The 13,041-nt window shown below is 40.1% G+C and carries 13 protein-coding genes; 1 reads left to right on the forward strand and 12 read right to left on the reverse strand.

Translation table 11 applies throughout. The features are described 5' to 3' along the window. Window positions 1–158 precede the first annotated feature (158 nt). Window positions 159–1,262, forward strand: coding sequence for a ribonuclease H-like domain-containing protein (locus CSX02_RS01920; protein ID WP_031545304.1), 1,104 nt, complete (start codon window positions 159–161; stop codon window positions 1,260–1,262). Here CSX02_RS01920 and CSX02_RS01925 read toward each other — a convergent pair. The 12 genes from CSX02_RS01925 to CSX02_RS01975 all read right to left on the reverse strand — a co-directional run bounded on the left by CSX02_RS01925 (window position 1,244) and on the right by CSX02_RS01975 (window position 12,939). Beyond that, the gene (locus tag CSX02_RS01925; RefSeq protein ID WP_099385429.1) at window positions 1,244–2,020 is read right to left on the reverse strand and encodes a CheR family methyltransferase; all 777 of its coding nucleotides are present in this window, start codon (window positions 2,018–2,020) and stop codon (window positions 1,244–1,246) included. The genes CSX02_RS01920 and CSX02_RS01925 overlap by 19 nt on opposite strands. Before the next feature lie 78 nt (window positions 2,021–2,098). Further along, window positions 2,099–3,232 (reverse strand): 30S ribosomal protein S1, encoded by a 1,134-nt coding sequence (rpsA, locus tag CSX02_RS01930; protein ID WP_031545300.1) that lies wholly within the window; start codon window positions 3,230–3,232, stop codon window positions 2,099–2,101. Beyond that, entirely contained in the window at window positions 3,216–4,070 is an 855-nt protein-coding gene (gene ispH, locus CSX02_RS01935; protein WP_099385430.1) for a 4-hydroxy-3-methylbut-2-enyl diphosphate reductase, read from the reverse strand. Before ispH ends, rpsA begins: the two co-directional genes overlap by 17 nt. Next, the gene (gene cmk, locus CSX02_RS01940; RefSeq protein ID WP_031545296.1) at window positions 4,060–4,734 is read right to left on the reverse strand and encodes a (d)CMP kinase; all 675 of its coding nucleotides are present in this window, start codon (window positions 4,732–4,734) and stop codon (window positions 4,060–4,062) included. The genes ispH and cmk overlap by 11 nt, the downstream gene beginning before the upstream one ends. Window positions 4,735–4,748: 14 nt before the next feature. Then, window positions 4,749–5,978, reverse strand: a complete 1,230-nt coding sequence (locus tag CSX02_RS01945; protein WP_099385431.1) for a BaiN/RdsA family NAD(P)/FAD-dependent oxidoreductase — start codon at window positions 5,976–5,978, stop codon at window positions 4,749–4,751. Then, entirely contained in the window at window positions 5,971–6,900 is a 930-nt protein-coding gene (locus CSX02_RS01950; protein ID WP_031545291.1) for a MurR/RpiR family transcriptional regulator, read from the reverse strand. The genes CSX02_RS01945 and CSX02_RS01950 overlap by 8 nt, the downstream gene beginning before the upstream one ends. Window positions 6,901–6,916: 16 nt before the next feature. Beyond that, complete coding sequence (locus CSX02_RS01955) at window positions 6,917–7,870, reverse strand: serine O-acetyltransferase (RefSeq protein WP_099385432.1); 954 nt, start codon at window positions 7,868–7,870, stop codon at window positions 6,917–6,919. Between the two features lie 74 nt (window positions 7,871–7,944). After that, window positions 7,945–8,121, reverse strand: a complete 177-nt coding sequence (rpsU, locus tag CSX02_RS01960; protein WP_031545288.1) for a 30S ribosomal protein S21 — start codon at window positions 8,119–8,121, stop codon at window positions 7,945–7,947. A gap of 126 nt (window positions 8,122–8,247) precedes the next feature. Then, window positions 8,248–10,908, reverse strand: a complete 2,661-nt coding sequence (alaS, locus tag CSX02_RS01965) for an alanine--tRNA ligase (RefSeq protein ID WP_099385433.1) — start codon at window positions 10,906–10,908, stop codon at window positions 8,248–8,250. A 91-nt stretch (window positions 10,909–10,999) separates the two neighbouring features. Next, window positions 11,000–11,140, reverse strand: coding sequence for a hypothetical protein (locus CSX02_RS13480; protein ID WP_189281285.1), 141 nt, complete (start codon window positions 11,138–11,140; stop codon window positions 11,000–11,002). Window positions 11,141–11,191: 51 nt separating this feature from the next. Beyond that, the gene (locus CSX02_RS01970; protein WP_099385434.1) at window positions 11,192–11,947 is read right to left on the reverse strand and encodes an MBL fold metallo-hydrolase; all 756 of its coding nucleotides are present in this window, start codon (window positions 11,945–11,947) and stop codon (window positions 11,192–11,194) included. Between the two features lie 14 nt (window positions 11,948–11,961). Continuing rightward, complete coding sequence (locus CSX02_RS01975; RefSeq protein ID WP_099385435.1) at window positions 11,962–12,939, reverse strand: diacylglycerol/lipid kinase family protein; 978 nt, start codon at window positions 12,937–12,939, stop codon at window positions 11,962–11,964. Window positions 12,940–13,041: the final 102 nt, after the last annotated feature.

Below are 13,041 nucleotides of genomic sequence, written 5' to 3' on the forward strand. Positions count from 1 at the left end.
AATTTGTTATAGATTTGCTTTATAAAATTAATCCAATAGCACTATTTTAATTATACATTTTATGCTTCTCATATCATAGTATTTTTTTGAATACCAAGTAAAAAATAGACAAATAAATAAAACAAATGATATAATTTTTGTGTAATAGGAGGTGTTTCATGAAGACGCGTCATAAAGAAGAATTATATATTAAATCAGATGCACTTTCTGATGATTTGTTTGATGAACATTCTATTTTTTTTGATATTGAGACCACCGGGTTTTCCCCGTCGCATTCTCATATTTATCTGATCGGATGCGCCAGAAAACAGGGCAATTATATCTGCATTGACCAGTTTATGGCCGAAAATCCATCGGAAGAAAAAGCCGTATTGGTTGCTTTCCTTGAGATTTTGAAATTATATCAAACGATTGTTTCCTACAACGGCATAGGATTTGATATCCCATTTTTAAAAGCCAAATGCGATCATTATCATATCCCGGAACAATTTCAAAAATATGACTATCTCGACATCTTTAAAATTGTTTCCAAACAGAAATTTTTGTTAAAGCTTGATAACTATAAACAAAAATCCATTGAACAGTTCCTTGGCATCTCGCGTGATGATTTATATTCCGGCAAGGAACTCATTAATGTTTATCAGGAATACTGCCAGACACATTCTTCAGAATGTGAAGATTTGTTATATTTACATAACTTTGATGACGTAGTCGGAATGACACGACTTCTTCCGATTTTGTCCTATAATGAGATTTTAAACGGTCAGTTTGCAATCAGAGAAACTCGATTGGAATCCTATAACGACCACAGCGGCAATCGCAATGATGAATTATATATCATTCTTGAAAATGATTATACCATTCCGAAGCGGGTCAGCTTTAAGATCAAAGACTTTTATGTCTCGATGAACGGCAAAAAGACAACCATTCGTGTACCGATTTTGAAAGGAACGTTATATTATTTCTTTGAAAATTATAAGGATTATTATTATCTGCCGAAGGAAGATGTTGCAATCCATAAATCGGTTGCGAATTTTGTAGACCGCGATTATCGCGAACGGGCAAAGGCCAGCAATTGCTATACCAAAAAGCAAAGCTCATTTTTGCCGCAATATTCTGAGATTATGAATCCGGAATTTAGAAAAGAATACAAAGATAAAGTCCGTTATTTTGAATTAACAACGGACTTTATATCATCAGATATTATGTTGCGCAGATATGTGAATCATATCTTTGCTCTTTGTCAAGGCTTCTCGAAATAGAATGAACTCATTCTTGAGAATCCGATATCTTTGTAATTTGTAATCTGTTCTGTGCTGCCAATGAAAAGGACACCTTTTTCTTTTAATGATGCAAAGAATTTACGATAAATCTCGTCTTTTGCTTCATCGGTGAAATAGATAACAACATTGCGGCACAGAATCAAATCAAAATCCTTTGGATAAACATCTTTTAACAGATTGTGCTCACGGAAAGTGACACATTTTTTGATTTCATCTGCGATTTGGTAAGAAGAACCGATTTTGGTGAAATATTTTTTCTTTAAATCAGCCGGAACGTTTAATACACTCTTCTCACTGTACAATCCTGCTTTGGCACTTGCAATTACCTGCTTGTCAATATCTGTAGCGGTAATATGAATGTTGGAAAGCGGAATGTGCTTCGAAAAAGCCATAACAAGCGAATAAGGTTCATCTCCTGTCGAGCAGGCCGCACTCCAGATTTTTAAATTTCTGCCATGATCCTGAATCAGCTTCGGGATTACCTTCTCATCTAACAGCTTCCATTGCTCCGGATTACGATAAAACTCAGAAACATTTATGGTAAGGAAATTCACAAACTGTTCGAACAACTCCGGACTTTCTTTCAAGAGCTTTACATACTCTTCATAGCTTGTCGCCTTGTTCTTTTGTGCAAGTGTGTCGATACGACGACGCATCTGCTTTTCCTTGTAATAATTCAAATCAATTTTGGTAAGCTTTAAGACTTCCTTTTTAAATTCCTCATACTTATCAAACATCTGTATGCCCCCTGTTTCATTTTTTTATTTTAAACAAAAAGGAGCTGTCAAATGACAACTCCCCAAGTTTATACATAATTATTCTGCGTCTGTAGACTCAGCTGCAACAGCATCGATATCAACACTTGTTGCTTCTTCAGAATCATTCTGCTCTTCCGGTGCAAGTAATGCCTTTACAGAAAGAGAAATCTTCTTGTCTTCTTCAGAGAAGTCAACAATCTTAGCTTCAACTTCCTGGCCAACCTTTAATACATCAGAAGGCTTCTCAACATGATCCTTAGAAATCTGAGAAACATGAAGCAATGCATCGATTCCAGGTGCAAGTTCTACAAATGCACCAAAATCAGTCATTCTGGCAACCTTACCTTTTACAACATTGCCAACTGCAAATTTCTCATCAGCACCATTCCATGGATTCTCCTCAGGGAATTTCATAGATAATGCAATCTTGGTCTCGTTAATGCTCTTGATAAATACTTTTACTTCCTGTCCTACAGTGAATACTTTCTTAGGGCTTTCGATACGACCCCAAGACATTTCGGAAATATGGAGAAGTCCATCAACTCCACCGAGATCAATGAATGCACCGAAATCGGTTACATTCTTTACAGTTCCGGTTACAACATCGCCAACTGCAATCTTTTCGAACAATTCTTTCTGTGCTTCAGCTTTCTTGCTGAGAAGTAACTTCTTGCGGTTACCGATGATTCTTCTCTTTCTTGGCTCAAATTCGGTAATTACAAATTCGATTTCCTGATCTTTGAATTTAGAAAGATCTTTTTCATATGTATCGCTAACCAATGATGCAGGGATAAATACTCTGGTCTCATCGATTACGAGGCAAACACCGCCGTCAAGGATCTGTGATACTTTTGCGGTTAATACTTCTTCGTTTTCAAAAGCTTCCTGTAAACGCTTGCTTCCCTTTTCTGCTGCAAGTCTCTTTGTGGAAAGGATTAACTGGCCTTCTCCGTCGTTGGTCTTAACAACCTTAGCTTCGATTGTGTCTCCTTCTTTTACGACAGTTGTAAGGTCAAGGCTTGAATCACTGGTGTATTCGTTACGGGTAATGATACCATCTGCCTTTGCGCCGACATTTAAGACGATCTCATCCGGTTTTACTCCAATAACTGTACCGGTTACAACCTCTCCGTTTCTGACACTCATGGTCTTAAATGATTCTTCCAATAATTGATCAAAGTTTTCTGACATTCTTTGATACCTCCTCAATGATATTATTTGGGGTGGAAGCCCCTGCGGTAATACCTACGCTACTGACAGATTTCATGGATGAATAATCCATTTCGCTACTTGTTTGTATATAGTAAGTATTTTCACATTCTTTTTTACATATTTCAAATAACTTCTGCGTATTCGAACTGCCCTTATCTCCAATGACAATCATGGCATCTACGGAAGCGGCAAGCACTCGTGCTTCTTGCTGTCTTTCCTCTGTCGCGTTACAGATTGTATTTAAAACATTTATATCATACCCTTTTTCGGTTACAATTTCAACAAATTCTTTAAATTTATTCAAGTTAAATGTTGTTTGCGATACCATACACACTTTTGTGCCCGGTTCAAACGACAGGGATTCCACTTCTTCCTTTGTTGAAACCACAGTAACTCGGTCGTTACACATCCATCCCTCTATACCGATCACTTCAGGATGTGACGGATTTCCGGTGATTACTATATGGTAACCTTTCTCACTATATTCTGCAACAATATTATGAATCTTTTTTACAAAAGGACATGTTGCATCAATAATTTGAAATCCGGCATTTGTCAGGCAATCCATGACTTCCCGGGAAACTCCATGAGAACGAATAATCATTACGGCATGATCGACATGGTCCGGAATCTCTTCTAACGATTCAATCACCCGAACCCCTTTCATTTCCAGGTCATGTACCACTTCTTTATTATGAATTATCGGACCAAATGTATAAATATCCTTGTCATTCGATGCGATTGCTTCATAGACCGTATTTACAGCCCTTGTTACACCGAAACAGAATCCGGCGCTATTTGCAATTTTAATTTCCATTTGTCTTTTCTTCCACAATTCGAATCAATTCAGCAACAACTTCATCGATGGTCATATATGAACTATCAACCAATACTGCATCCTCGCAGATTGTAAGCGGAGAAACCTCGCGGTTCATATCACGCTCATCACGGTCAATGATATCTTTCTCAATTTGATCGAGATCACATGCAACACCTTTTTCCTGCAATTCGGCAAATCTTCTCTGCGCACGAACCGACGAGCTTGCTGTCAGATAGAATTTCACATCTGCATTCGGCAATACAACTGAGCCGATATCACGGCCATCCATAATCACATCTGTCGATTGTGCAAGCTTTTGCTGCAATGCAACCAGTTTTTTGCGCACATTCGGATAAACACTCGTTGCAGAAGCCATATTTCCGACTTCTTCATTGCGGATTTTGTCATTGACATTTTCCCCGTTTAACAGGACAACCTGCTGTCCGTTTTCATATTGAATGGTCACATCAACGGTTTCTACCGCTTTTTCAATTGCTTCCCGGTCTGTACTGTCAATCTGATTGGTCAGAAAATAATATGCCATTGCGCGATACATCGCTCCGGTATCTACATATACATAACCTAATTTCTTTGCTACCATCTTTGCAATGGTACTCTTTCCTGCTCCTGCAGGTCCATCAATTGCGATATTAACACTCATTTTTTTACTCCTTATCATTCAATACTCGATCCGGCCAGATAACCGGTCGACCAGGCAATCTGCAGATTATAACCGCCCGTATATGCATCAAGGTCCAAAACCTCTCCACAAAATGAAAGTCCCTCTACTTTTTTTGCAAACATTGTAGATGGATCGATTTCTTTTACCGACACTCCGCCTTTGGTGATGATTGCCTCTTTGAAATCACGTTTTTTTACTATCGTAAATGGCAATGCCTTGGTTAATTCCACGAATGCATTGCGCTCTTCCTTTGTGATCTCATTGCATTTCTTATTCTCATCAATGGATGAAATATGTACCATAACCGGGGATAATTTTGCCGGAAACAGTCCATTGATTCCATTTCGGAAATTCTTATTTAAATTGTTTGAAAAATCTTTGACCAGACGATCTGACAATTCTTCTTTTGAAATCGCCGGTTTTAAATCCAGTTCTGCATGAAGCGGACCATCAAAGTCAGAAGGCTTAATCTTGGCAGATGCTGAAAGCACAAGCGGACCGCTGATTCCAAAATGGGTAAACAGCATCTCGCCGAATTCTTCAAACAGCACTTTTTTGCCCTTTGTGATTTTAAGCGTGACATTGCGCAGAGACAGGCCCTGCAATTTCACAACCCAGCTCTCTTTTGTTTCAAATGGTACAAGAGACGGAACCGGATCAACCATAGCCAGATCACAACTTTGCGCGAAACGATATCCATCTCCGGTTGAACCGGTGGAAGGATATGACAAACCGCCTGTTGCGACAATGACATGATTGGCTTTCATCTGCGTTCCATCAGACAATTCCACACCTGTACACCGATGATGATCCATCAACAATTGCTTCACTTCCGTATACAGATGGATATGAACATTCATATCTTTTAATGCCCGTTCAAGTCCTTTGATGATATCCGACGAATGGTCCGAAACAGGGAAAACGCGATTCCCGCGCTCCACCTTGAGCGGTACATCATATTTTTCAAAGAAGTCAATGACATCATCATTTGTAAAAGTATAAATGGCAGAATACAGGAATTTTGGATTGGATAATACATTTGCCAGAATCACATCAATATCCGATGCGTTCGTCACATTGCATCGTCCTTTTCCTGTGATATATATTTTCTTGCCGATTTTTTCATTCTTTTCCAGAAGGTGGACCGTATGCCCCTTAGATGCAGCTGCATAGGCAGCCATACATCCGGCCGCGCCTCCACCGATTACGATTACATTACTCATTTTCGTCATCTTTCAATTGCGCATAATGTACTTTAATCGAATCATCGATGACATTAATCTCATCCGATTCATAAACCTGATATTCATTCCAGATCTGTTCTAATGTGGTCAAAGTCTTTGCTACCGCTTTTTGTTTTTTCATACAAAGCGCAACAATCAAAGAATTGATTACGCTCAACGGTGCAACCAGAGAATCCACAATGGAAGCCATATCGCTGTCTGCAATCAGATTGCAGGAAGAATACAGATTCATCGGAGAATGCACACTGTCCGTCAAAGTGATTACTTTGGCCTGTCTTGAATTTGCAAACTCAAGCGCTTTTAATGTACGCATTGAATAACGTGGAAAGCTGATTCCGATAATCACATCATTTTTGTTGATACGAACCATCTGTTCAAACAACTCGCTTGAGCTGTTTGTGGTCAACAAAATGACATTCGGAAACATCAGATTCAAATAAAAAGCCAGAAAGCTTGCAAGCGGAGCACAGCTTCGAATACCTACAATATAAATATTTTTGGCATTTAAAATTGTATCCACTGCCAGATCAAAGGTATGTGGATCAATTTTGTGCAATGTTGAAGTGATTTTTTCCGCATCTGAGCGCAAAACAGTATCAAGAATCTCAGACTGGGATATTCTTCCGTAAGTTACTTCCATACGCTGTACAGAATTTAATTTGTTGCGTACCAGTTCTTCCAACGCATCCTGAAATTCAGGATATCCCTTGTAGCCAAGCGACATTGCAAAACGCACAACGGTCGATTCACTCACTCCGACAATCTCACCAAGCTTTGCTGCCGTAAGAAAAACCGCCTTGTCATAATTATCCGTAATATAAGTCGCCAGTCTCTTTTGTCCCTTACTCATCCGGCTGTATTTACCGTTTATCCGATTAATTAAATCATTTGAATTTGACATAACATTCCCCTGTTATTTATATAATGTAAAACCAGCTGCTATCCGTAGCCGGGTCTGTATCAAAATCGTCGCAGTCACCTTGTTTGATATTATGCTCCTGATTCTTGATGCTGACACGCGAGCCAGGACAAATTGATTTTGTGATAAATGCATTCGATCCGATGACCGAATCATGACCGATGATTGTTTCCCCGCCAAAGATGGATGCTCCTGAATAAATGGTAACATTGTCTTCGATGGTCGGATGTCTCTTGACACCTTTTAACGCCTGTCCGCCACGCGTCGAAAGTGCACCGAGTGTCACGCCCTGGTAAATCTTGACATGCTCCCCGATCACAGTAGTCTCACCGACTACAATTCCGGTTCCGTGATCAATAAAGAAATATTTGCCAATCGTTGCGCCCGGATGAATATCGATTCCGGTTAAATTGTGAATATATTCCGTCATCATACGAGGAATAATCGGCACCCTCAGCAAATATAATTCATGCGCGATTCGATTCACCGTGCTGGCCATCAGTCCCGGATACGTCAATATGATTTCATTCTTGTTAAATGCAGCAGGATCTCCATCAAAATCGGCCTGTACATCGGTATCCACATATTCACGGATTTTCGGAATCTGTTCAAAAAATGCAAGCGATAAATTTTCTGCATCTTTTTGAATTTCACATTGCTGACGCAATTTGTTTTCCGGCTTTTGTTTCAATGCAATTGCAATCTGTTTGTTCAGATTATACATGACATCTTCAAGCAAATTGGTCAATCGGCTGTAATTATTATAAAAATGATAATTGTTTTCCCGATAAAATCCCGGGAAAATAATCTTTAACATTTTTTTGGTGATATCAATAACAACTTCTTTGTCCGGCTGATCAAAAACTTCAACCTGATTGATGAAGCGCTCATCTTTATAATCTTCGAGTATTTTTTCTACTATTTTATCAATTTTATTTTCCATGGAAGACATCTTGATCACCTCATTTTTGTCTTATTTGAATAGGAAAAAAGCCTTGGTTAAATACCAAGGCTCCCTATCATACATTAATTGTATTTTCTCTTGCGAGCAGCTTCAGATTTCTTCTTACGCTTTACACTCGGCTTCTCGTAATGCTCACGCTTACGAATTTCCTGCTGGATACCAGCCTTAGCGCAGTTTCTCTTGAAACGACGTAATGCACTATCCAAAGATTCATTTTCTTTTACGATAACACTGGACACTCGAACCTAACCTCCCTCCAGTTGTAAAGTATGTGCGTCAACTGTAAGGTTTTACTCTTATTTGCACAAAAAATATTTTACCAAATAAAAAATATTTGTCAAGTAAAAAGTGTACATTTACGAGATTTATGAGAGCATGGACGCTAATGCAGTTTTTGCTTCGGCAATTGCATCTGCAATTCCGGCAGGGTTTTTACCACCGGCCTGTGCCATATTCGGACGGCCACCGCCGCCACCGCCGACTTTTCCGGCAATTGCTTTGATCAGATTTCCGGCATGTGCACCTTTCTTTTGCGCTTCATCGGTCGCCATTGCAATCAGATTTACTTTTCCATCCATATCAGATGCGATTACAACAACACCTTCGCCAAGCTTTTCTTTTAACTGATCACCAAGATCGCGCAATCCGTTCATATCAACAGAAGAAACACTGGTTGCAAGCAACTTCACGCCCTTCACATCCACAACCTGATCCATGACATCACCAAGTGCAGACTGTGCAGCCTTGCTCTTTAATGATTCATTCTCGCTTTGCAAAGCTTTTACTTCAGCCATTAATTTTTCAAGTCTGTCGGTCAGAGAAGCCGGAGTTGTTTTTACAATTTTGGCAGCTTCATTCAATTCTTTTTCAAGATTTGCATAATAAGCAAGTACATTATCACCGGTTAAAGCTTCAATTCTTCTGACACCGGCAGCTACACCGTTTTCAGAAATAATTTTAAAGGAACCGATATCGGAAGTATTCTTTACATGTGTACCACCACAGAATTCTTTTGAGAAATCTCCCATGGATACGACACGAACCTTCTCGCCGTATTTCTCTCCAAACAAAGCCATGGCACCGGTCTTCTTTGCCTCGTCCACAGTCATCACCTCGGTCACAACCGGAATTGCCTCTGCAATCTTTTCGTTGACCATATCTTCTACGCGCTGTAATTCTTCAGCAGTCATAGCCTCAAAATGAGAGAAGTCGAATCTGGTACGATCTTCATCCTGGAAAGAACCGGCCTGTTCAACATGTGTTCCGAGGACTTCGCGCAATGCCTTCTGTAACAAATGTGTTGCAGAATGGTTTCTGCAGGTTTTTGCACGGCGTTTCTTGTCAACCAAAAGCTGCGCCTTTTCGCCGGTGCGAATCATACCTTCACTTACATATCCAACATGTGCATAGCGGTTTCCAACCACCTTGACGGTATCTTCAACCACAAAGGTTCCGTCAGCAGTTTTGATCAGGCCTTTATCCCCCTGCTGTCCACCCATAGTAGCATAGAAAGGAGTCTTTGCAACAATCACAGAACCCTTCTGACCATCAGAAAGAGCTTCCACAACTTCGTCTTCGCTGGTTACAAATGCAATTGTCTCTTCTGCTTCTGTTGCATCATATCCGACAAATTCCGTAACCATATCGGATTCGATTTCATTATATACATTGGCATCCGCACCCATATAATTTGTCTCTTTGCGGGCTGCTCTTGCCTTATTCTTCTGCTCATCCATGCATTTCTTAAATCCTTCTTCGTCATAAGAGAATCCTTTCTCTTCAAGGATTTCGGATGTCAAATCAATCGGGAATCCGTAAGTATCATACAGCTTAAATGCATTTTCTCCAGACAAAATCTTGTTTCCGGATTTGAGCATCTGCTCTTCCATTTCATTTAAAATCGCAAGACCCTGATCAATGGTCTTTGCAAATTTCTCTTCTTCCTGTGTCAAAACGCGAAGAATGAAATCTTTCTTTTCTTCCAATTCGCTGTATCCGTCCTTTGATTCGCGGATTACAACCTTAGCGATTTCAGCGAGGAAGGTTCCGTTAATGCCAAGCATACGACCATGACGCGCAGCACGACGAATGATACGGCGAAGCACATATCCTCTTCCTTCATTGGTCGGCATAACACCGTCGGAAATCAGGAAAGTTGATGAACGAATATGATCGGTAATCAAACGGATGGAAATATCATCGATGGCATCCACCTGATATTGTTTGCCGGAAAGTTCGCATACTTTATCGCGAATGGCTTTCATCGTATCAATATCAAATACAGAATCTACATCCTGCATTACGACTGCAAGTCGCTCAAGGCCCATACCGGTATCGATGTTTTTGTTTTCAAGTTCTTCATAACCGCCATGTCCGTCTCCGTTGAACTGGGTAAATACATTATTCCAGACTTCCATAAAACGGTCGCATTCACAGCCGACTTTACAATTCGGATCGCCGCATCCGTATTTCTCGCCGCGATCGTAATAGATTTCAGAACAAGGTCCGCAAGGTCCTGCACCATGCTCCCAGAAATTGTCACATTCTCCGGTTTCCGGATCACGATAAAAACGGGTGATGCGATCTGCCGGAATTCCGATTTCTTTATTCCAGATTTCGAAGGCTTCTTCGTCCTCTCCGTAAATGGATGGATATAAACGGTCCTTTTCAAGTCCGAGTACTTCGGTTAAAAATTCCCAGCTCCATGCGATTGCTTCATGCTTGAAATAATCGCCGAACGAGAAATTACCGAGCATTTCAAAGAAAGTAAGATGTCTTGCTGTCTTTCCTACATTTTCGATATCACCGGTACGAACACATTTCTGACAGGTTGTCACTCTTCTGCGAGGCGGAATTTCCTGCCCGGTGAAATATGGTTTCAAAGGTGCCATTCCGGCATTGATTAATAATAAACTGTTGTCATTGTGTGGAACGAGTGAAAAACTCTTCATTGCAAGATGATCTTTACTCTCGAAAAATTCAAGATACATTCTGCGTAATTCGTTCACTCCATAACTCTTATGCATTTCTTCTTTCCTCCAAAATATTTCTAATTACACACAAATAAGAGCCGCAAGCGACTCTTAAGAAATAGCATGTATAGAATAATCCATTCTGTTATTCTACGGTCTTGTCATCCGCAAGTTTCGCATCCTTTTTCTTACGAAGCTTTATTCCTATAAACGCACCGCAGCATCCAATTGCAAGCAGTCCGATTCCCTGAATGATGTACCATACAAGATATTGTCCAAATCCCATGTTCTCCACCTCCAGATTTTGCATTAATTATAATAGATATATGTCATGATTTCAACTTTCTTCAAACAAAAAGGTTTGATTTTCTTGTGAAATCACCATCAATCGATCCGCCATCAAGCGATTTGACATCTTCTTTTTGAAACTATTTACCTCAGAATATTTTTGCCACATATGCATCGGGAAAACATATTCCGCATCCGTCGTTTCCAAAAAATACGTCAGGCCTTCGAACTGATACTCTCCGAGTCTCGGATCGCAAGGTACGAATGCAACATTAATCGGTTTATTTTTCAGTTTCTTGATTTCGTGGCGATAACTTCGTTTCATCCTTCCGTTAATCAGTTCGCCGACATGCTCCATTCTCCAATCGTTCAAATCTCCGGCATGGAATAAGGTCACACCGTTTACATCCACATAAAATGCGACACCGGAATCTGTGGAACCAAGTGTTTTGATTTTTAAATCGTCCACCTGATAGGTTTGATCCGGTTTTACAAAAGTCACACGTTCACGCACTGACGGATCAATTCCATGCTTTTGCAAAAAATTCGGGCTGATGCGGATGTCTTTTGAAAAAATATATCGGATATTCGGATATTGATCCGCCATCCGCAAAATATCCATATCATAATGATCCGCATGGCTGTGACTGGCAAACATATAAATCGGAGTATCTTTTTCATAAGTCGGCAATTTCCCTCCAAAATGAAAACCATCCACACGGTCTCCGTTGAAATAATCAAATATCAAAACTTTATCATCAATTTCCACCAGGAAACAACTATGGTGAATAAAAATAATCTGCATAATCGCAATCCTCACTAGATAAATTTCATAATGCCCGGCAGGCATTCGATACAGACATGCTTCTGCTCTCCGCAATATTCTCCGTCTGCATGCAATACCATTGCCGACTCAAGCCGTATGGTAGCCTTTGAAAACGACTCAATCCAGAACCCTTTCTTTCCCTCATGTTTCCCCGCTAAAAGCGATGGCAAAACAAAGAAAGCTCGGAATCTGGAATAGCCATATACACAGCATAAGGTCAATTTGCCATCGGTACAGACCGCCTTTGGCGCCATCGGCACCCCTCCACCTTCGACCGGCTGATTCATGCCAACCGCAAAAATGCCTTTTTGTATCATCTTCTCCGGTTGATCATCCAATTTCAAATAACATGTCACATGAGGCATCGTAAATAATTTGTGAATCGTAAGTAATTTATAAGTAAGCCCGCCCAGATGAATGGCATTCAAAAATTTCTTTAATTTGGAATGCAATGCCGCTTTGCAGACTTCTGCATCAATACCGATTCCTGAACTGATTGCAAACAGATTTTTGTTTCCCGATTCATCTGTTGAACACCCTAAATCCATTGCAAATCCATGATATTCGCCATCCAATAATTTATTTAATATTTCTTTTGCATCAAATTTAAACCAGCCAAGTCCGTTTGCCAGATCATTTGCCGAGCCATTCGGAACATATCCGAATCTGACATTTTTAAAATTGACAATTCCGTTTAATACTTCATTGACCGTTCCGTCACCACCGACAATCACCAGATAAACAGGGTCAGATTCTGTCCCTTTTTCACTCAGTTCCCTTGCCAGCGTCTTTGCGTGACCGGCGTATTCCGTCAAATGTGTTTCATATTTTATCTGTCTTTGCATCAGTATTTCTTCCAGTTCATTCCATGCAAAGATTCCTTTTCCCGTTCTTGCTGCTGTATTGACAATAAAATGATAAACCTGATTCATTTCCAAGGTTCCTTTTCCGTTCATTTTTTCTACATTCATCTTAATCAAGTTCCTTCTCAATTTCAAGTCTCGCTCGCGAGTCTTGGCGCGAGATTTGCGTCAGCGTAGCTGACATATTTCATATGCAAATCTCTGCGCATC

Source organism: Agathobacter ruminis (assembly GCF_002735305.1).
GTDB classification, from domain to species: Bacteria; Bacillota; Clostridia; order Lachnospirales; family Lachnospiraceae; genus Roseburia; species Roseburia ruminis.